Below are 21,701 nucleotides of genomic sequence, written 5' to 3'. Positions count from 1 at the left end.
GCGATTCGCGCCCCGCCGTCTGTCATGGCAGGGCCACCTGGAGCAGCTCGAACTTGCCCTTCTCGACGATGAACCCACGCCCCTCGGGCAGCTCGGCCCGGTTGAGGGCGGGGAGGTTCGCCTTGAAGACGGACAGCCCCTCGTTGCCGTCGGGGTGCAGCGCGAGCCCGGAGCGCGAGGTCTTGAGCAGCGCCTGGAGGCCGAAGTTGCTGCTGAAGAACGCGGCCTCGCCCTCGGCGACGACGAGCTGGTCGTTGTCGACGCAGGCCTTGACGAGCGTCGTCAGCGCGTTCTCGGCGCCCGAGGGCGCGAGGTCGTCGACGCGCTCGATGAACACCGCCACCGGACGCGTGATGCGCCCCTCCTCGATGTCCGACGCGAGGCGCGCGGCGAGCTTGGAGGTGGCCTCGCCGCCGACGGCCGTCTCGGCCCAGATGCCGAGGTCGAGCAGCTCAGAGCTGCGACGCGGCGTCATGAGGTAGAGCGCCGACTGCGAGCTGAACCGGTAGAGGCCCGCAGCCGTCGCAGCCACCGCCGTGGTGCGGCCCGAGCCCGACGGGCCGGTGATGACGAACGTGCCCTTGGGGTCGAAGCCGTGCGGCTCGAGCGACGACGACGCGACGCCGACGACGGGACGCCCGCCGTGCTCCGACGGCAGGTCGCCGATCGGGATGAGTTCGGCCAGCGACTCGATCGCCGGCGCCTGGGAGACCCCGGCCTTGCGCGTCGCGTCGGCGAACGCCTCGACAGCTGCGGCCTGGACCGTGACGTCGGAGGACCCGCCGAGCACCGCCACCTGCACCTCGGCCCCGTTCATGAGGCCGCGACCCGCGGGCGAGGCCATCGTCAGGACGTCGCCGGGCACGCCGAACACCGAGTAGTCGTCGGTGTTGCTCATGCGCAGGATGATCCGGCCCTGCACGGCCGCCGCGAGGTTCGTCGGCAGACCGGTGCGCTGGTCGGAGGCGATGACGAAGTGGACGCCGACCGGACGGCCGTCCGCGGCGAGGCCGGCGAGCATGTCGAGCCACTGGAAGCGCCCGCCCACCTCGTAGGCCTGCCGGAAGGCCGTCATGCCGTCGATGAGCACCATGATGCGCGGCTCGTCGGTGCGGCCCGAGAGGCGTCGGTAGTCGGTGATCGTCGCGGCGCTGACGGCCGAGTACCGCGAGGCCCGCTCGTCGATCGTCGCGCGCAGCATCCGGATGAGACGCGTGACGCGCTCGTGGTCGCCGCCCGGGACGATCGAGCCGACGTGCGGCAGCGCCTCGAGCAGCGCAAGGCCACGGTTGCCGAAGTCGAGCCCGTACACGTGGCACGGCCCGCCGCGCACCGTGTAGCCGGCCGCGATGGCGATGGTGCGCAGGAACACCGACTTGCCCGACCCCGACGTGCCGTACACGGCGATGTTCCCCTCGCGGTCGGGCCGGAACGCGACCTCCGGCTGGGCCTGGTTGTCGGGGTCGTCGGCGACGCCGAAGACGAGCTCGTCGTCGCGGCGCTGGGTCGGCAGCGTCGCGAGGTCGTAGACCGGGCGCATGTCGGGCAGCCACGGCTTGCGTGGGCGCGGCAGCTCGGCCCGGCGCGCGGCCCGCCCGAGCGTCGCCACGAGGCGCTGGATGTCGGTGGGCCCGAGGTCGGCGTTGTCGTCGCCGTCGTCGCGGCGCGGCGGCTCCCACTCGGTGCCCGAGCCGAACGTCAGCGTCTCGACCTTCATGTCCGGCGGCGGCGGCACGTCGGAGGTCCAGCCGCCGGCGTAGCCCGTCTGGAACGGCACGAGGCGGCCCGGGCCGGTCTTGCTCACGGCGCGACCCGGCAGCGACGGGTCGAAGAACGCCGCCTCCTTGCTGCCGAGCACGTCGTCGGAGTCGTTCTCGTCGGCCATCCGCAGCGCCATGCGCAGGTTCGTGTTGGCGCGGAGGTTGTCCTTGATGACGCCGGCCGGACGCTGCGTGGCGAGGATGAGGTGCAGGCCGAGCGAGCGGCCGCGCTGGGCGACGTTGACGACGCCGTCGACGAACTCCGGCACCTCCTGGACCAGCGCCGCGAACTCGTCGACGACGATGATGAGCGAGGGCGGGGCCTCGACCTCGCCGCGCCGCTCGAGCTCGACGAGGTCCTTGGCCTTGAACCGGGCCAGCAGGTGTTCGCGATAGTGCAGCTCGGCCGCGAGCGAGGCGAGCGCCCGGCGCACGAGGTGCGGCGAGAGGTCGGTGACGAGGCCGACGGTGTGCGGCAGCTTGACGCAGTCGCGGAAGGCCGAGCCGCCCTTGTAGTCGACGAGCAGGAACGTGACCCGCTGCGGCGAGTGGGCCGCGGCCATGCCGAGGATCCACGCCTGGAGCAGCTCGGACTTGCCGGCGCCGGTCGTGCCGCCGACGAGGGCGTGCGGGCCGTCGGAGCGGATGTCGACGGAGAACGTGCCCTGGCTCGACTGGCCGACGACGGCGCGCAGGTTGCCGGGCTTGCGGGGCAGCACCTCCGGCGCGTACGGGCCGGTGAGGATCGAGCGGGACTCGCCCCACTTCTCGATGACCGACTCCTCGGCGCTGGCCAGCTCGGTGCCGGCGAGGGTCAGCAGCGACACCGCGCGCGGCAGGTCGCTCGCGTCGTCGACGGGGACGCCGGCGTCGACGACCGGCGAGAGGGCGCGGGCACAGGCCATCGCCTCGTCGTAGCCGATGCGGTCGACGGCGACGGGCTGCACCTCCTCACCCTCGTGGACGAAGCCGGCGAGGGAGCGCTCGTCGCCCTCGACGACGAGGAAGGTGTGGCAGGCCGCGGGCAGCAGCTGCTGGGTCTCGGCGACCCACACGACGAGGATGCCGTGCGCGTGGCCGCGCTCGGCGATGGCGACGAGCCGGCTGCGGTCGATCGGGGCGTCGCTCTCGACGAGCACGAGCACCGACGGGCGGCCCGCGCTGGCCGCCTCCTGCTCCTTGGGGCTGCCCTTGGCACTTCCCTTGGCGCTGATGAGGTCCTCGAGGGCGTCGGCGAGCGCGGAGCACGCAGGAGCGCTGCCGGCGAGGTGGCCGACCTCGATGGGGCTGTGCGGCGAGCTCGTGTGCGGCAGCCACTTGAGGAAGTCCCAGTCGCGGGCCGAGCTGCCCGAGGCGAACGAGCAGACGGCGAGCTCGGCGGGCGAGTGCAGCGCGACGGCCTGGACGACGAGCGAGCGGGCCGCGCCGAGGGCGTTCTGCCGCGAACCCGCGACGCCCACCGCACCGGAAGTGAGTGGCGCCGCGACGACAGGCACGTCGTGCACGACCTCGAGGCCGGACAGCTGCTCGGACACCTGGAGCCACGCCTCGGCCTTGGACCGGCCGACGGCGGGCATCTTGATCGGCGAGCGCGACGGGCGCGTGCCGAGGCCGAGCCGCAGCTCGCCGAACCCGTTGCCGTCACGGCGGCGCGTCCAGAGCAGCGCGCTGCGGTCGCGGACGGCGACGAGGCAGTCGGTGCCGCTCGGCTGCTCGCCGCGACGCACGTGGCTCTCGCGCTCGAGGGAGGCGCGGATGCGGTCGGAGAGCAGCGCGAGGTCCTCCGCGAAGTCCTTCATCGCCTGCTCGAAGTCCTTGCGCTGCTGGCGCCGCGCCTCGTAGTACGTGCCCGCCATCATCATCGGCATCATCAGCATGAAGACGATGGAGAAGGCGTTGCGCGTGATGAGGTACATGACGACGCCCATGAGCAGCGGCACGATCATCGCCACGAGCGGCATCGGGTTGGCCTTGCCGCGCTCGGGCAGGTCGGGGACCTGGAACTCCTGTCCGGGAAAGAGCGGCGCGACGCGCGGGGACCGCGAGAACTGCACGGTGCCGGCGTCGCCGGACAGGACACCGCTTCCCGGACGCGTCACGGCGCCGTCGCCGGTCAGGTGCACCTCGAGCTCGGTGTCGCCGAGCCGGATGACGTCGCCGCTCTTGAGGTGGGCGCGGGTGACCTGCTGGCCGCCGGCCGTGATGCCGTTGGCCGAGCCGAGGTCGACGACCTCGACGACCTCCTGCACGACGAGCTTGGCGTGCTGGCGCGAGACCGACTCGTCGGCCAGCTGCACCTCGCAGCCCCGCCCGCGGCCGACGTAGGCGGTGCCGCGCGACAACGGGAACTCGCGACCCGCGTCGGGCCCGGAGCGGATGACCGCGACCGCGGCGGGACGGCCGCGGTCGACGAAACCCTCGCCGGCGCGGGTCACGGTGACCCGCATGCCCGACTGCAGGCCGCTCTCGGCGACCGTGGCGCGCGGGTCGAGCCCGCGCATCTCCTGGTCGACGAGCGCCAGCGTCATCGCGGCGTCGACCCCGAGCACGCTGCTGCGGTTCGGGTCGGCGGCCGCGAGGTAGCCGGCGAGGTCGCCGACGGTGGTGGCCGAGTCGGTCGTCGCGACGAGGTCGGTCTCCCGGTCACCGGACCGGAGGACGAACTTCAGCTTCACGCGTCACCCTTCGTGCTCTCGTTCTTCGTGTTCTTCGGGGTCTTCGACGCCCCTCGGGTGGTGCGCTCACCGCGCCCCGGGAGCCCCGGGCGGCCGGAGTCGGCCGCACGTCCCGAGCGACCCGACGGCCCGCGCCGGCCCGACCTCGTGGTCGGCGCGGCCGTGCCGATGCCCGCCTTCGAGGAGGAGGACCGGCCCCGACGCGGCGTCGTCGACCCCGATCGCGACGTGCGGCGCGCCGCCGGGGCCAGGCCCGAGCCCGTCGGGAGGTGGTCGCGGAACGTGCGCAGCGAGACGTCGGCCCGCAGCCGCTGCCAGAACGACTGGCCGGACCGAAGGCGGCGCCGGGCCCGCTCGACGCCGGACCAGAAGTCCGCGACGGCCTCGTGGCTCGGCTCGTCGACGTCGAAGACGTGCCCGTTCGCGGCGGCCGCGAGCGGCACGAGCGCGAGCGGCTCGTGGCTGCCCGGGGGTGCCGGCGGCGGCGCCGGGACGGTACGGCCCGGGTCGGTCGACTCGGGGGCAGCAGTGCCCTTCGAGAAGCTCGGCGTCGGTGCGCCCATGAGCGCGCCGTCGACGACGACGCTCGGCTTCGGCGGGGGCGGACCGTCGACGTGGAGCTCCAACGCGCGAGCCTGCTCGAGGCGGGTGCCCTTGGCCGGCAGGGGCATTCGCAGGTCGCGCGCGGTGTCGATGACCTCGCGCCACCCGCCGGTGACCCGAGCGGCCGTCGTCCCGGTGGTGCGGCGGCGGCGCCGGCGCAGCCACTTGGCGCCACGGATGGCCCCGTAGATGCACAGCAGGACGGCGAGCGGCAGGAGCACGTAGAACACGAGCCAGCGCAGCCAGTCCGGCCAGTTGTCGGGGTTGAGCGGGTTGTCGTCCTTCGGTGGGTTGCGCAGCTGGGTGGCGTTCTGCGCCTGGTCCGGGCCCTGCAGGACGCTCGGCGGGTTGTTCGCCGCCGGCGGCGGCACCTGGGCGCCGGTCTTCTTCTCCTCGGACTTGCGGATCAGCTGCTGCGGCTTCTTGTTGCGGTCCGGCACGAACTGCGAGGCCAGGATCGGCAGCCACGAGTCGTCGGCGAGCTTGACCTCGACCCACGCGCGGACGTCCTTGCCCTTGACGACGCCGCCCGCCTCGGGGATCGCGCCCATGACGACGCGCGTCGGGACGCCGAGCCGGTTGGCGACGAGGGCGTAGGCCGCCGCGTACTGCTCGTCGTTGCCGGCCAGCTGCGTCGACTTCATGAACTGGCTCATCCGCAGCAGGCTGTGGCCGGGCAGGAAGACGTTCTGGTAGTCGCCGGGCGTGCCGCCGTCGGTGTACGCGCCGTCCTGGAGGGCCTTGGCGACGGCCGCGACCTTCTCCCACTGGCCGTCGACGCGGTCGGTCCACGGCGTCGTCTTGTCGTCGAGGAAGCCCAGCGCCGACGCGTCGACGGTCGTGCCGTCGGCGACGTCGGCCGTCTTGGGAAGCTCCTTGCCGGGCGCCTGCACGTAGGCGGTCACCGTGTACTGGTCGCCCGCGGCGAGCTTCTCGGGCAGGACGCCGGTGTTGGTGTCGACGTTGAAGCGCAGGTCCTCGGAGAGCGTGTCCTTGCGCGCACCGACGAAGTCGAGACCGGTGACCGTGCCGAACGTCGGCAGCCAGACGTCGCTGTAGCCGCCGGCCGGGACGGCCACGGTGGCCGTGACCTCCTGGCCGGGACCCTCGGCGGCGATGTGCGTGCCGACCTTGCGGAAGCTGGTGCCCTCGGGGTCGGGCCCGTCGCCGAGGTTGGCGTAGTTGCCTGCGCCCCAGACGAACCCGTCGTAGGAGTCGAGCGCCGCGAACCGCAGCGGGACGCCGGCCGGCAGGCCCTTCACGGTCAGGAGCGTCTTGTCGAACTGCTGGGCCGCGTTCGGCTCGGTGTACTGGCGGAACCCGGCGAGCGGCGAGGCGAACTGGCTGACGTCGAACGGCGGCGTGAGCGCGGAACGGAACACCGTGCGGGTGTGGTCGGCCCCGGGCAGCATCGGACCGACGAAGAACCCGCCGACCGTGGCCACGGCGAGCAGCCCGGCCGTGGTGACGGCGCGCGTCGTGCGGCCGGCGCCGTTCTGCAGCGCCGGCCGGTTGCGGTTGCTGCGCAGGGCCGTCCAGCCGATGGCCACGAGCGCGAAGACCGCGCCCTGGACGAGCACGGCGGCCGGCGTCGGGGTGCCGAGGACGATCGAGGCGACGAGCAGCACGACCGGCGACACGAGCGCGAGGACCGCGCCCGGCCAGCGTCGGGCGACACCGTAGGTCAGGGTGGCACCGGCGAGGCCGAAGAGGAACGGAAGCGCCATGTACGGGCCCTCGGAGTCGACCGGCGGCAGCGCCGTCAGCAGCTCCTTCCAGCCCGGGACGGCCATGTGCACGAGCGTCCCGAAGGTCGCCCCGGAGGGCAGGAACCCGGCGACGAGGTCCTCGCGCACGGCGATCGGTCCGGCGAGGAGCAGGTAGGCGGCCGCGGCCACGAGCAGCGTCACGACGCCGAGGGCCCGGAAGGCCGCACCGGCGTAGGCCACGAGCAGCCCGATGAGCAGGCCCGCGAGGCCGACCCAGAGCCAGCCGAGGCCGAAGAAGGTCGTGCGGAAGCCGACGAGCGCGATGCCGACGAGCGCCACGGTGAAGCCGGCGTCGACGAGCTGCGGCGTCGTCGGGCGCAGCTTCGCCAGCTGCGTGCCGATGCGCTCGCGCGCGCTCGGCGACTGCACGAGCGCGCTCGGCGGCGGGGCGGAGATACCGGTCTGGCTCATCGGGCGACTCCGGTGAACAGGAGGGGGCGGAGGTCCTCGAGCGCGCTCAGCGTCAGGATCGTCAGACCGCCACCGCGGCGGATGCCGTGCTCGGCGAGCGGGTCGACGACGACGATGACCCGGGTCACCTCCGGCGGGAACTGCCCGGCCGCGCGCTGCAGCTCGATGAACGGGCGGTGCGGCCCGGTGACGATGAAGACCGTCGACGTGTCGGGCGCGAGGTCGGTGGCGTCGAGGCTCACCGCGAAGAGGTCGATCGGGCCGGGCTCGACCCGGGCCATGGCATCGAGGCCGACCTGCGGCACCGACCGGCTCACCTTCTGCTCGCCGCAGACCATGGTGCAGTCCTGCTCGTCGAGCATGACGCGGACCATGATCGAGGCGCCGACCGAGATCGCCGTCTCGACGTCGGCCTCGATCGCGGTGGGCGCGTTGGCCGCCATGACGTCGCGCTCGACGTCGCGGTCCGTGCGTCCGGTCTTGCCGTGGCCGGAGCGGTACTGCTCCGGGTCCGGGTCGACGACGATCGTCACGTGCGAGCGCCGGGTGTCGAGGAACTGGCGCACGAGCAGGCGCCCGGCCTTGGCCGAGCTGCGCCAGTGGATGTAGCGGCGGTCGTCGCCCGGCTGGTACTCGCGCAACGCGTGGAAGGCGAGGTCGCTCATCGAGACGTCCTCGGTGGTGCTGCCCTCGAGGTCGCGCAGCAGGCCGGCGCCGAGCGACTCGAGCGCGACGGTGCGCGGGTGGACGAACAGCTCGGTGCGCTCGGTCCACGTCAGGGTGCGACGCATCAGACCGAGCGGGTCGCCCTGCACGGTCGTGGCCGGCCCGACCTGGATGACGCCGCGGCGCGACGTGGGCACCACGAAGAGCTCCTCGTGGGCGTTTCCCGGCGTCAGGGGCGGCAGCACGAACCGCGCCGCGGACAGGCCGACGGGCAGCTCGACGAGGATCGGCAGCATCGGGGCCCGCGCCTCGTTCGTCACGACGATGCGACCGGTGGCCGGCTCACCGACGACGACGCGTCGGGGGTCGACCTCGGCGACGACGCGCACCTTGGTGCGCCCGAGGGCAAGGACGAAGCACACGAGGAAGAGCACGAGGGCGGCCGCGGCCACCATGAGCAGCTCGGTCCAGCCCCAGCGGGCGCCGACGAACCACGTGACGAGGCCGAGCGCGAGGATCGTCCACCCGAGCGGCGAGACCCAGTGCAGAACGCCGGCGACCGGCCGCCACACGCCCTCGGTGCGCTGGGCGACGCGTCCGGTGGCGTGCCCGATCGTCTGCGTGATCGGCTGCGTGACGTGCCGGATCCCGCGGCTCGTCGAGCCGCGGGCGGCCCGTGCTCCCGCCCGGCCCGACGCGCCTGCCGGAGCGTTCGTCGAACCGCTCGCCGGCGCGCCCGCCGGTGCGTCGGCGGACGCACCCGTGGACGCCTGCCGCTCCCTGACCTGTTCGGCGACCTGTTCGGCCATCCCTACCCCTCGTCGTGGCTTTCGTCGGGCGGTTCGCCCTCGCGTGCCGTGGTGTCCGGTCGTGCACCCGCCGCTCAGGCGGAGGCGCGCTCCGCCGGCGGGGCGATGTCCCCGAGGATCTGGTCGATGCACTGCTCGACCGTGGTGCCGGCGAACTGGGCCTCGGCGTTGAGCAGGAGGCGGTGGCTCAGCACCGGCTCGGCGAGGATCTTGATGTCGTCCGGGACGACGTAGGTGCGGCCCTGGCTGGCCGCCCACGTCTTGGCGCAGCGCACGTAGGCGAGGCAGCCACGCACCGACAGGCCGAGCTTGAGGTTCGGGTGGCGGCGCGACTCCTCGGCGATGCGGCTGACGTAGCCGAGGATCGCCGGGTCGACGTGGATCTCGTCGGCGAGGCGCGCCATGTCGACGATGACGTTGCTGGCGATGAGCGGCTGGAGCGTCTTGGCGCGGTCACGCGTCTTGGCGTCGGCGAGCACGGCGATCGTCGCCTCGTGGTCGGGGTAGCCGACGCTCGCCTTCATGAGGAAGCGGTCGAGCTGGGCCTCGGGCAGGCGGTAGGTGCCGGCCTGCTCGATGGGGTTCTGCGTCGCGATGACCATGAACGGCTCACCGACCGAGTGCGGCTTGCCGTCGATGGTGACGCGGCCCTCCTCCATGACCTCGAGCAGCGCCGACTGCGTCTTCGGCGAGGCGCGGTTGATCTCGTCGGCGAGGACGATGGTCGCGAAGATCGGGCCCGGGTGGAACTCGAAGCTCTGCTTCGTCGGCTCGTAGATCGTCACGCCGGTGACGTCGGACGGGAGCAGGTCGGGCGTGAACTGGATGCGGCTGTGCGTGCCCTGCACGGTCCCCGACAGGGCCCGCGCGAGCTGGGTCTTGCCGGTGCCCGGGAAGTCCTCGAGGAGCATGTGGCCCTCGGAGAGCAGGCAGGTCAGCGCGAGGCGCGTGACGTGCTGCTTGCCGAGGACGGCCTTCTCGATGTTGCCGACGAGCTGGTCGAAGGTGTGGGCGAACCAGGTCACCTGGTCCTGCGTGACGCTCATGGGTTTCCTTCTCGTGAAAGTGGTCTCGTGCGAAGTGCTGGGTTCGGTGCTGGGTTCGCTTCGGGGCCGCCGCGCGGTGCGCGGCTCAGCCCCACGGGTTCTTGGTCGCCGAGTCCCGGCCGTTGGACCCGGTGCAGGTCACGGTCACCGACTGGTTCGGATAGCCGAGGAACTTGCCGGAGTTGTTGCCTCCGTTGGTCGGCCGGTGCGTGCTGTTCGCGCCGTTGTCGGGTGTGGACCATCCGCTGATCGAGCAGCTGATGGCGCCCTGGAAGTTCTGCAGCTCGTAGCCGATGTGGTTGCAGTTCGTACCGCACTGCTTGCCCTGGTAGGGGTCGTAGCAGTTGGTCGGGCTGCACGCCGTGCCCTTGTAGACGCTGACGACCTTGGGGGCCGGAGGCGGCGGCTTGGCGTTCGTCGTGCCGGTGACGTAGCCGGTCCACGGGCCGGGACCCGAGTCCTGGGCGATGGCCCGCACGCGGATCTTGCGCGAGGTCGAGTAGCCGAGACCGCTGAACGTCGTCGAGTGCGTGCCCGCCCCGACGGTGGTGTTGCGGTCGCCGTCGATCTCGTAGCCCGTGATCGGCCGGCCCTCGCTCTGCGTGGTGCCCCACGTGAACGTGATGCTGTTGTTGTCGTGTGACTCGCGCAGGTTCGGCACACCGTTCGTCGGACCGTAGGGGTGGTACCCCACGCTGTTGCTCCACGGCGAGCACTGTCCGGCGACGTTGCAGGCCTGGATCTGCATCGACTGCTGGGTCGTGCCGAGGTTGCCGGCCTTGCCGCCCGAGCAGCCGCCCGAGCAGGACCACGAGCCGCTGCGGCCCGCCGACGTCTGCCAGTTGACCTTGTCGTAGCCACGCGAGCGCGAGTCGCCGAGGGTGAACGACGCGTCGGCCGAGTAGTCCTTCCGCGGGGTGGCCACCGACTGGAGGGTCGGGGTCTCGGGAATGCCGTCGGCGGTGTAGCCGGAGTAGTTCGCCTTGTCGGAGGTCGCCGGGCCGCCGTTCGTGGCGGTGACCGTGTACTCGACCCGCTGGCCCTGGTAGGGGATCGTGTCGCTGGCCGTGCGGGACTCGCCGCCGGAGCGCGTCGCGATGAGGTTCCACGCGCCGCCCCCGGTGCGCCGGTACACGTCGTACTTCGTGATCGGCGGGCCGTTCGGGTCGGTGGCCGGCCAGCTGACCGTCACCTGCGCGTTGGCGTCGCCGGGCGTCGGCGTGCGCGGGCTCAGCGTCGGGGCCGGCACGTTGGCCGGCTTGCCGAAGGACTGCGCCTTGACGGTGGGGCCGAACGGGCCCCAGCCGGCGCCGTTCCTGGCCTGCACGCGGATGTTGTACGCGTCGTTGTTGATGAGGCCCGAGAGGGTCTTGGTGAGCGCGGGCGCCTTGACCGGCACGGTGCCACCGGAGCCGGCGTTCGTGCCGATGTCGACGTACTGGACGCGGTAGTCGGTGACCTCGCTGCCCTCGTTCGGCGGCGGCGTCCAGTTGACGGTGAGCTTGCGGTCGCCCGGCACGACGTCGGTGATGACCGTGGCCTTCGGCTTGGTGTCGGGGCGGACCGTGTTGCTCTTCGGGCTCTCGTCCGACCAGCCGACCGCGTTCTGCGAGCGGACGGTGAACGAGTAGTCCTTGCCGTTGGTCAGCCCGGTGATGGTGCACGGCGAGCTGGCGCAGACCTGGCGCACCTCACCGCCGTTGGCGATGACCTCGTACTGCTGGATCGGCAGGCCGCCGTCGTAGGCCGGCGGGCGCCAGTCGACGCGGGCCGTGCTGCCGAGGATGCGGTCGGCGACGGCCACCGGCGCGTCGGTCGGGTCGGGCTTGCTGCGCACGGTGACGGTCACCTGGCCGAGCGCGGCCGGGCGGCCCGGCGCGTCGAGGACACGCACCGAGATCTTCGTGTCGTTGCGCGCCTTGTCGGACGCCGACACCGTCAGCTGGCAGCCGCTCGCCGACGCCGTGACGCCGACGCCCGAGACGACCTGGCTCTCCTGCACCGAGCACTGCGGCGCGGTGAGCGGGCTGTCGAGGTACTGGGCGAGGTTCACCGTGCGGCTCGTGCCGGCGATGAGGCCCTCGACGAGCACCGGCCGCATCGTCGCGATCGGGGGCGCGCTCGTGACGCGGACCCGGATCTTGAAGGTCTCGGCGCCGCCCTTGGCCTTGACGGCGACGGCACCGGTGGTGCCTGCCGTCGCAGCCGACTGGGCCTTGAGGACGACCTGGCGCCCGCCCTGCCCGGACTGGGCGAGGTCGACGCGGTCGGCGGCCGGGTCCCACGTGGCCTCGTAGGCCGCCGTGCTGCCGTCCATGCCGTCGGGCAACCAGGCGTGGCACAGGCGCGGGATGTCGAAGCTGCGCGCCGGGCCGTCGGCCGCGAGGAGCACCTCGTGGTCGGGGCAGCGCAGCACGGGGACGTCCGGCCCGATCTGGACCGGGATCGTGACGTACGTCGTCTGAGCGGCCTTGTCGTTCGGGCCGGTCGAGTTGGTCACCTCGAGCATGAGGGCGGCCGGGCCGACGTAGCCGTTCGTCGAGGTCAGCGCGAGCTCGGTGCCCGACGTGACGGCGGACTGGAGGTCGTCGGCCGGTGACGTCGACACGGTCTGCGGCGAGGTGACCGACACCTTGCCGCCGCGCGGGTCGAGGACGTAGTCGCCGAGCGGCACCTTGACGGTCGAGTCGGCGCCCATCTTCACCGTCTTGCCCGACACGACGTACGGCAGGCCGTTGTTGCCGGCCGGGACGTAGATGAGGGCCATCGCCTGCGCGCCGTCGGCGTCCTCGATGACGTACGGCACGACGCGGGCCTGCGGGCGCAGCTGGATGCGCAGCTTGCGGCCCTCACGGGTCACGCCGTCGCCGTAGAACTTCACGATCTTCAGCTGCGACTGCTCGCCGTCGATGTCGCGGTCGTTGGCGAGCGCGTCGACGACGATCGAGGTCTCGCCCGGCTTGGCCGACCCCGTGTCGTCGACCGCGGTCGGCGGGTTGTTGAAGTCCTTCTGGCCGCGGACGGTCAGCGTCGACTTCGACGGGTCGAAGAGGCCGTCGGTGATGCCGTAGGTCAGCACCTTCGCCGGCCCGACCTCGGGCGCGACGACCTTGAAGGTGTCGTCCTTCTGGCGCTGGAAGTCCTTGAGCGTCGCGGCGTCGTTGAGCGTCGACAGGTCGGTGAAGGAGACCGAGTCGCCCGCGGCGATGAGGTCGTTGGACAGCACGTCGGCGCGGACGGTACGACCCGGCGCGGCGACGACGTCGTCCTCGACGGCCACCGGCGGCTGCGGGTCGCCCGGCTGCACGACGCCGACGCGGACGAAGCCGTCGCTCGTCGCGCCGAACCGGTCGCGCAGCTGGTAGCGGATCACCTCGGTGCCGGCGCTGCGCGGGTAGGCCTCGTAGCGGATCGTCGCGGCGCCGTAGCCGACGACGCGACCGAGCTTGAGGTCGACCGGGCCGGTGTCGTCGCCGACGATGCCGCTGACGAACGTCAGGTCGCCGTCGGGGTCGACGCCGCTCGTCGGCACGGTGATGGCGAGGGTGTCGCCCGCCGTCACGCTCGTGCTGAAGCTGCGAGCCTGCGGCGGCTGGTTCGGGTTCTTCACGGCGTCCGGCGGCGGGTTGATCGTCACCGTGATGCGCCCGGTGCCACCGCGCGAGCGCATCCCCTCCGGGTAGGTCGTGTACTCGAGGATGGCCGTCTTCGGCCCGGACATCGGGGCGACCTCGGGCACGTACCGCACGACGGTGCCCGACGCGAACGCCTGGCCGCCGCCGGAGAGCACCCGCACCTCGGGGGCGAGCTTGAGCGGGATGCCCTCGCTCATCGAGTCGTTGTCGAGGGCCGGGATGGTCACGGCGTCGCCGACGCGGACCGTGGCGACGTCGTCGACGACGGTCGGTAGGACCTTGTCCTTCGGTTCGGGCTTCTGGACGACGGAGAGCTCGCCGACGGCGGTCTTCGTGCCGTCGGAGATCGTGTACCTGACCGTGCCCTGGCGGGTCTCGTTGCCGGTGACCGGGGCCGTGGCGACGACCCGGACCCACCGGCCCTGGACGACCGACGGGCGCAGCCACGCCTGCGAGGACTCGACCCGCTGGACGACGAGGACGTCGCTGCGCGGGCTGTAGTCGTTGGACAGCACGTCGGCGATGACCGGCGTCTGGCCCCGGACGACCGCGGCGTCGGGCGTCGCGACCGGCGGGGCGTCGTTGTCCTTGTCGGGCAGGATGTCGACGCGGATGCGGCCGGTGGCCACCCCGGCACCGACCTGCGCCGTGTACGTCACGACGGAGGTGCCCGGCGTCTGGCCGGTGACGGTCACGACCCCGGTGTCGAGGTTGGTGTCGAGCTTGAGCTGACCCGGACCGCGGACCGCCTGGGCGAGCCGCATCCGGGCCTCGGGGTCGGTCGGGTCGGCGCCGGCGATGTCGTTGCCGAGCGGCTGCAGCTGCACCGGCTTGCCGACGACGGCACGCACGACGTCGGGCTGGGTCCGCGGCCGGACCGGCTTCTCGTCGTCCTCGCTCAGCACGTCGAGCGCGACCGAGGACTGGGCGGTGCCGTTGCGGCCGTCGTCGACGAGGTACTTGACGACCTGGTCGCCCTTCTCGCCCTGCGCCTTGATCGTCAGGGCGCCGGAGCCGTCGACGCCGGTGGTCTCGACGTCGACCGGCGACACCTGGATCGGGTCGTTCTCGGCGTCGCGCCAGTCGGCGACGACCCCCACCCGGACCGAGCCGTTCGCGACGACCGGGTAGGACGCCTGCGCGAGGCGCGCCTGCCCGGAGCGCAGCTTCGGCGCGGTGTTGACGTCGTCGGTGACGATCTTGACCGTCACCTTCGCGGTGGCCCGGCCGTTCTTGGCCGTCGTGCCGTTGTTGACGGTGTAGGAGAACGTGAAGCCCTCGACGCCCGGTTCGTCGGGCACCGTCACCTGGACGGTCTGGCCGTCGGCCGAGGGCGTCGCCTGGATGCCCTGGGCGTCCGGCTGCGTGACGTCGCCGGGCGAGATCGCGAGGATCGAGCCCTGGCTGTCGGAGTCGTTGTCGAGGACGTGCAGCGTCGACGTGCGCCCCGGGCGCACCTGCATGACGTCGGGCTGCGCCTTGGGCGGCGTCCGCGTCTGCTGGTCGTCGATGAGGTTCTGGTCCTTCTTCTTGTTCTTGTTGTCCGTCTGCGGCGGCGGGATGACCGAGTTCCAGTTGTCGATCTTGACGCGGTTGCGGTCGACGTCCCAGACGTCGCCGGAGTCGAGGTCGTTGAGCACGACGAGGCCGCGGTTGACGCGCAGCTTGACGCCGTCGGCGCGCACGCCCTTCTTCATCGCCCCGAGGTCGACGGTGCCGGCGTCGGCCGGGGAGCCGCAGTTGCGGCCGTAGTAGACGTTCGACGGGCCGGCCCACGCAGCGTGCACGCACGCGGCGAGCCGCACCGGCTGGGACAGCATGAGGTCCTGCCCCGACGCGCCCGCCTGGCCCTGGGCGAGCGCGACGCCGCCGGCCTGGCCGCCGTCGCCGGTGAGGTCGACCTGCGTCAGGCCCGAGCCGTCCTGCACGAGCACGGTCGACGCGTCGGGGCCGGGCTGCTGGAGCGCGGCGTAAGCGGGGTTGCCGGGCTCGGCGTTGCCGACGGAGAGCTGCTCGGGCTCGCTCAGCGCGTCGGAGTAGAGCTTGTTCGTGCCGGAGTCCCACACGACCCAGTGCGAGCCGACCGCGGTGACCTGGGCCGACTTCGAGGAGAACTTCAGCGCGGTCGTGACCGGCTTGTCGAACTCCGTCTTGCCCTTGGGCCGCACGACGGTGACGGTGCCCTTCTCGGCCGAGACGGCGTAGACGGTGCCGTCGACACCGACGGCGACGGCCGCGTTGCCGCCGACCTTGGCGAGCGGCTTGGCCTGGGTCTGCAGGCCGTCGAGGCCACTGAACCCGGCCCGGTCGTCGACGCGCTGGGCGCGCAGCTCGCCGGTGGTCGGGTCGATCATCGCGACGCTGGTGCCGCGCAGGTCGAGCGGGGGCGTGGTGAACACGCGGTTGCCCGTCGCGGTGCTGGGCTTGGGCAGCAGGACCGCCTGCTCGGAGGCGAGCGTGCCCTCCGACGGGTTGATCGGGATGACCTGGTTGCTCGCCTTGGTGTAGCCGAGGACCGCCGCGCCGTCCTGGAACATGTCGAGGCCGGAGCTGGCGCCCACGTCGGCGTAGACGCCGGCGTCGAGCTGGCCGGCCGCCTTGTTGATGCGTCCGAAGCGCGACTGCTCGGCGTTGGTGACCCAGATGCCGCCGTCGTTGAGGTCGGCCTTGCGGACCATCTCGCCGTCGCTCTTCGTGGCGAGCCAGACGAGCAGGCTCGCGACGAGGGCGACGACGACGGTCGAGACGATGCCGATCCGTCGCTTGGTGGCGGCGGTGCTCATGCGTTCCCCTGTTCGACCGCCACAGCGGCCTTCGATGCGTTCGATGCGTTCGATGCGTTCGATGCGTTCGGTGCCTGCGATGCGGACGCCTGGGCGTCGACGCTCGTGAGGTCGTCGAGCAGGACGAGGTCCTCCTCGACGACGATCTTCGTCGAGAGCGCGTGCTCGACGAGCCGGGCCTTGCGGTTGGTCGCGAGCTTGCCGACGCCGCCGTGCAGGCCGCGCGTCCCCGCGTCGGCGAGCTTCTGGCAGACGTTGTCGAGCTTGCGGTTGAAACGGGTGAGGGTCCAGCCGAGGCGCTCGGCAGCAGCGGCGGAGGAGGGTATCTGACTCGTACCCGCTTCACGGCGTCGGAGGAACGGCTCGCACAGCGCGACGACGAGGAGTTTCTGGTCGGGCGTGAACGACACGCGTCCGACCGTGGCGGCGCCGACCTCGTCGGCGTCCTCGGCGTTCCCGGCGGCCGGGGCCTCGGCGGTCACCGTCTTGAACACGGGACTCGCGACGTGGATCTCGAAGTCGTAGGTCGTCGGGCCCGCGGTGAACCACACGACGAGCTTCTTCATGGCGAGCGGGATGCGGGCACCGGGGTTGAGGAAGGCCTGGAAGAGGCCCTGCTCGTCCGCGACGGTCGCCGTGAGCGTCGACCCGGTGTTGCTCAGCCACCAGAAGCCCGCCTCGTGCGAGACGACGAGGAAGGTGCGGTGCAGGTACGGGTTGTCGTCGACCTCGACATCGCCGGTGCGACCGATGGTCAGACCGGCCTCCGGTGACACGGAGTACTCCTCGCCGCAGAACACGACGGTCACCTTGCTGTGGATCACGATCAGGTCCCCTAACCCGGTCGACTGGCGCACGGTGGTGCTCGTGCGCGCGCGGCTAACGAGGTGCAACCCTGCCGCGTTACGGACGTGTGTGGTGGTTTGGTGCTGTCTGGGTCGAGATTTCCCCTTCGCGGGCCGTGTGTCGATCCGCCGTCGTACTCAGTGGTGGTGGTTGGATGCCCGCCCGACGCGCGGCTGGGCCGTCACTGGGCCGTCTCGCACTCCGGGCCGCCGGGGGGTGAGCCGTTGCCGGCCCTGACGACGACGACGCCGGCGCACACCTTGGTTCCCTTCGGGACGGTGAACGTGTAGGTCGGCTTCGTCGAGGTCACGATCTTGGAGTCGTCGCGCACGGCCTGGTCGCGGGAGGCCGCGTACCGGATCCGGAAGGTGTCCTTCTTGTCCGGCTCGGGGTAGGTCCACCGGAACGTGACCGTGCCGGCGCCCGACTGCGCGGTGACGACCGGTTGGTCGAAGACCGGGTTGCCCACGGCGCTGTCGTCGCCCGGCATCGACACCGTCTGCTTCGGCGTCGGGCCCACGTCGGTGGGCGGTGTCGAACCGCCGCGCAGGACGAGGAAGACGACGAGGCCGACGAGGACGACCACGCCGCCAGCCAGGCCCCACACGATCCCGGGACGCGTCAGCGGCGACGCCGGCGGTGCGGCGGCCGGCGCCTGCGGGTCGGCGGTGCTGGCGGCCCGCCTGACCGTGGCCTCGTCGGACCCGCCGTCGCCGCGGGTGAGCGGCGAGGTGGCCGGTGACGCCACGACGTCGGTGGCGGACGCGGAGCGTGCCGGCGCGTGACCGCCGTACGAGTAGCCCGGCTGGCCGCCGGGAACCGCTGCGGGAGAAGGACGCCCGTGGCCGTGGTCTCGCCGCCGCGTGTCGTCCTCGACCGGTGCGGAAGCGGGCGCGGCGTGGGCGGCGGGTGCACCCGGCGCAGCAGGTGCGGCCGGTTGGGCGATGACGGTCTGCGGGGCCTTGATGCGGGTGCGGTCCTCCTCGTCGCCGCCGCGGCCGGTGGGCGAGCCGTGGGTCTGGCTCACGAGCGTCGTGTGGCCCTGCTCGTCGAGGACGACGATCGGGGTGCGGGCGAGCCGCTGCTGCTGCTCGACGGCCTGCAGCGCCCGGGCCAGCTCGAGGGCGGAGGCCGGCCGGTGCGAGGGGTCCTTGGCCATCGACTGGGCGAGGAGCCGCTCGAGGCCGCCGGGCACGTCGGTGCGTCCGGTCGGCGGCACCGGCGTGTTGCGGATGCGTGGCATGAGGGCGTACGCCGAGTTGTCGCCGCCCGGCACCTCGAAGGGCGAGCGGCCGACGAGCAGCTGCCACAGCGTCGCGGCCAGCGAGTACACGTCCGAGCGCACGTCGCCGTTGCTCTGGCCGTAGAGCACCTCGGGGGGCGCCCACGGCACCGAGACCCCGACGTCGTCGGTGGTCTCGACCTCGCCGCCCTCGCCGTCGCGGGCACCACGACCGGCGATGCCGAAGTCGGTGAGGCCCGGCGCGCCGTAGGCGCTGACGAGGACGTTGGCCGGCTTGATGTCGCGGTGCGTGATGGAGGCGCGGTGCGCGGTCTCGACGGCGCTGGCGATCTGGATGCCGGTGCGCAGGACCTCCTCGACGGAGAATCGCTCGGCCCGGGCCCGCATCGCGAGGTTGGGCGGCGGGTAGTACTTCATGACGAGGTACGGGCGCCCGTCGTCGGACGTGCCGGAACGGAAGACCTGCACGATGTACGGGTGGTCGCCGAGGGCGGCCATCGTGTCGGCCTCGTCGACGAACTGGCGGCGCAGCGCGTCGGTGAGTCCCTCGGACTTGAGCACCTTGACCGCGACCGGCATGCGCGGGCTCTGCTGCTCGTAGAGGAACACGTCGGCGTAGCCGCCGGAGCCGAGGGGCTGGACGAAGACGAGCCCCGGGATCTTCGGGGGCGCTCCCTTGCGCGATGCCATCAGAGCGCGGCCTCGAAGGTGAAGGAGACCTCGTCGGCCATCGACACGACCGAGCCGGGCTCGAGGACCTGCTGGTCGTTGGCGCGCAGGCGCACCGGGGCCTCGCCGGGCAGCGCCATCGTCGTGCCATTCGTCGTGCCGAGGTCGCGGACGAGGACGTGCCAGCCCTCGAGGAGGACCTCGACGTGGTTGCGGGACACGTCGCGCTCGGGGCTCGGCACCTTGACGACGTGCGGCCGGTCGGTGGCGGCCACGCCGTCGCCGAGCTTGGGCGAGCGTCCGAGCAGGACGCTGCGGTCGAGGGTCACGACGTCTCCGGTGGACAGGCGCAGGACGCCGAGCGGCGGCCGCGGCATGGTGAACGGCTCCTGCGGCGGGATGGAGGTACCGCAGACGCGGCACGCATCGCCGTGCGGCGGGGTCGGGTGCCCGGAGGCGCAGAGCACGGCGAGCACGCTGGGGCCGGTCGGGTTGGCCAGCTGGGCGGCGTGGCGGGCCTCGAGCAGGGCGCTGCGGTCGACGGTCTGCTCCGCCTCGTCCGCCTCGTCGAGGTCCTCGGTGGCGGCGGCCAGGCGCGGAGTGTGGTGCTGCTCGAGCCTGGGGGTGTCGTGCGGGAGCGCGTGGCTCGCGTCGCCCGACGGGATCGGTTGGGTCGGTGGGACGGCCGGCGCCGGGTGGTCGGGCGACACCGGTGCGACGGACGCAGGGGGCACGGCGGGCGCGGAAGCTGCGGCAGGCGCGGGCGACGGCGGCGCAGGAGCTGCGGCAGGCGCGGGCGACGGCGTGGGTGCAGGCACGGCGGGTGTCGGGGCCGGACCCGGCGTGGTGGCAGCAGCGGGCGGCGGGCCAGTGGAGATGAGCGGGGTGGCCTGTGGCGCACGGACGCCGGGCGGCGGGGTGTGCACGGGCGGCAGGAGGCTCGGCGCCGGCGGCGGCGTGTGCCGGCCGGCGAAGGTCGGGGTGTCGAGCGGCGCCTCCGACGGCGTCGCCGGGGTCGTCGCTGCGGGTGCCGAGCGCGCGGGCGACGACGTGGCCCACGGCACCGCCGAGATGAGCCCACCCGAGCTGCCGGGGACCGGCTGGGCGGGCGTGGCCGGAGCCTCCGGGACCGGGTTGGTCACCGGTGCGGGCGCCGCGTCGGCCACGGGCGGCGCGACGGACGCGGCGTCCGGCGCCCCGGCGCCGTCGTCAGGGTGGGCGTCGTCGTGGTCGTCATGGTGTTCGTCACCCTGGTCGACCTTCGTCAGCTCGGCGAGGACCCGACGGTGCTCGTCGACGGCGGTCGTGTGGCCGAAGAGGTAGTCGTAGCTCGGCGCCGCAAGGGACGCGTCTTCGGCGTCAAGGGCGTCTGGAGCGTCGGCGGCGCTCGGCGGAGACGGCGCCGGGGGGACGGGCCGTGGTGTCGCGTTCGCGGCAGCGGGCTTGGGCTCCTCGGGGGCCTCGGGTCGCGAGGCCCACGTCGACTCGAAGTCGCGGCCTGCGTCGACGGCGGGGAGGTCGTCGGCGACCGGAGCAGCCGGCATCGCCGGCGTCTCCGACACCTGGGTGGCGGCCGATGCCGGCGAGACCGGGACCTCGAAGACCGGCTCGGGCGGCGCCGGGACAGCGGGCGCCACGGATCCGGTGGCTGACGTCGCCTGGGGAGCAACGGGATCCGCGCTCTGCACGGCGTCTACCGGTGCGACCGGAGGGGGCGTCGTCATCGGGATGGCGGCTGGGGCGGCGGGGCTCGGCGCGCCGCGACCACGGACCGGTGCCGCGGGTGCCGCCGAGGCCCAGGAGCGCAGGGACGGCATCCCCGCGATCGGGCTCGCTTGTGCTGCAGGGCTGTTCGCGGTGGTGGCCGGCTCGGGGTCGACGGCAGGCGCCGAGTCGCCCTGCGCCACAGGCAGATCCGGACCGTCGGACGGTGCGCTGGTGGCTTCCTCGTGCGCAGACGGCGGCTCGGCCTGCGCGGCGTCGGGTGCGGCTTCGACGAGGGTGGGCTCGTCGACGGCGGCGGCCGGCTCGTCGCGACGGGCCCAGCTGCGGCCCCACGACGACGTCGCGCGGCCCGGCTCGGCCGTCGGGGCCGGCGCCCCGAACGTCGGCACGGCAGGGGGAGGCGCGGGGTCCGCGCCCTCGCCACGACCGTCCGGCTCGGCGAGCGCGTCGGGGGCCACTGGGCTCTCGGGACCGTCGGTGGGTGCGGAGGTCGGCGGGACCGACGAGGAGGTCGACGGCACAGGGGTGCCCGTCGCAGCAGCGGCGGCGTCGGCGTCGGCGTCGCCGCCTGCCGCCGGCGCGTCCGTTCGGGCCGATCCGATGGTCACGGAGTCTGCGGCCGGAGCCGGAGCGGCCACGGGACCGGCTGAGGTCAGGGTCTGCGCGGGCGCGGGCTGCTCACGCTCCGACTCGTCGAGCACCCGCAGCACGATGCGCTCGGGAGCCTCGGCGAGGTCGACGTCGGCCCAGACGCGGGCGCTCGTCGCGCGCACGTCGTGCTCCGATCCGTCGGCGAGCGTGACGACGGCAGCCACCGGCCCGAAGGCCACGATGCGCGTCGTGTCGCCGGTGTGCACGCCGACGAAGTGACGGGCGCGGCGCACGCCACCCGCGGTCAGCACCTCGAGGACGTCGTCGAGGTCACCGCCGTCGGCGGCGTCGCTCGCGTGGAGCGTCTGCTCGTCCTCCTCGTGGAGGCCGATGAGCAGGTGCATGCGCGGGCCCCCGATGTGCGTCCAGCCTTCGGGGGCCCAGTCCACGACGACGGTCGGGCCACTCAC

At 73.0% G+C, this 21,701-nt stretch carries 8 protein-coding genes; all 8 read right to left on the bottom strand.

Annotation, left to right across the window (positions count from 1 at the left end; genetic code table 11):
* Positions 1–22: 22 nt before the first annotated feature.
* Entirely contained in the window at positions 23–4,435 is a 4,413-nt protein-coding gene (locus RY076_RS01260; RefSeq protein WP_323095561.1) for an FtsK/SpoIIIE domain-containing protein, read from the bottom strand.
* Positions 4,432–7,218: a transglutaminase TgpA family protein gene (locus RY076_RS01255; protein WP_323095559.1), complete on the bottom strand. Its 2,787-nt coding sequence runs from the start codon at positions 7,216–7,218 to the stop codon at positions 4,432–4,434. Before RY076_RS01255 ends, RY076_RS01260 begins: the two co-directional genes overlap by 4 nt.
* The gene (locus RY076_RS01250) at positions 7,215–8,693 is read right to left on the bottom strand and encodes a DUF58 domain-containing protein (protein ID WP_323095557.1); all 1,479 of its coding nucleotides are present in this window, start codon (positions 8,691–8,693) and stop codon (positions 7,215–7,217) included. Before RY076_RS01250 ends, RY076_RS01255 begins: the two co-directional genes overlap by 4 nt.
* Before the next feature lie 74 nt (positions 8,694–8,767).
* On the bottom strand, positions 8,768–9,739 hold the full coding sequence (locus RY076_RS01245; protein WP_323095556.1) for an AAA family ATPase: 972 nt from the start codon (positions 9,737–9,739) through the stop codon (positions 8,768–8,770).
* An 85-nt stretch (positions 9,740–9,824) separates the two neighbouring features.
* Entirely contained in the window at positions 9,825–16,157 is a 6,333-nt protein-coding gene (locus tag RY076_RS01240; protein WP_323095555.1) for an Ig-like domain-containing protein, read from the bottom strand.
* Entirely contained in the window at positions 16,154–16,981 is an 828-nt protein-coding gene (locus tag RY076_RS01235) for a hypothetical protein (protein WP_323095554.1), read from the bottom strand. Before RY076_RS01235 ends, RY076_RS01240 begins: the two co-directional genes overlap by 4 nt.
* Positions 16,982–17,184: 203 nt before the next feature.
* Positions 17,185–18,936, bottom strand: coding sequence for a serine/threonine-protein kinase (locus RY076_RS01230; RefSeq protein WP_323095552.1), 1,752 nt, complete (start codon positions 18,934–18,936; stop codon positions 17,185–17,187).
* Entirely contained in the window at positions 18,936–21,701 is a 2,766-nt protein-coding gene (locus RY076_RS01225) for an FHA domain-containing protein (protein WP_323095551.1), read from the bottom strand. Before RY076_RS01225 ends, RY076_RS01230 begins: the two co-directional genes overlap by 1 nt.

The sequence above is a fragment of the Intrasporangium zincisolvens genome (assembly GCF_034724055.1).
Lineage (GTDB): Bacteria > Actinomycetota > Actinomycetes > Actinomycetales > Dermatophilaceae > Monashia > Monashia zincisolvens.
The sequence above is the reverse complement of the archived record's forward strand: the minus strand, read 5'-3'. Positions and strand labels throughout refer to the sequence as shown.

What these genes read in the sequence shown, in the direction of transcription:
- RY076_RS01255 (WP_323095559.1), bottom strand. Translation starts at nt 7,218, where the DNA reads ATGAGCCAGACCGGTATCTCCGCCCCGCCGCCGAGCGCGCTCGTGCAG.
- RY076_RS01250 (WP_323095557.1), bottom strand. Translation starts at nt 8,693, where the DNA reads ATGGCCGAACAGGTCGCCGAACAGGTCAGGGAGCGGCAGGCGTCCACG.
- RY076_RS01245 (WP_323095556.1), bottom strand. Translation starts at nt 9,739, where the DNA reads ATGAGCGTCACGCAGGACCAGGTGACCTGGTTCGCCCACACCTTCGAC.
- RY076_RS01240 (WP_323095555.1), bottom strand. Translation starts at nt 16,157, where the DNA reads ATGAGCACCGCCGCCACCAAGCGACGGATCGGCATCGTCTCGACCGTC.
- RY076_RS01230 (WP_323095552.1), bottom strand. Translation starts at nt 18,936, where the DNA reads ATGGCATCGCGCAAGGGAGCGCCCCCGAAGATCCCGGGGCTCGTCTTC.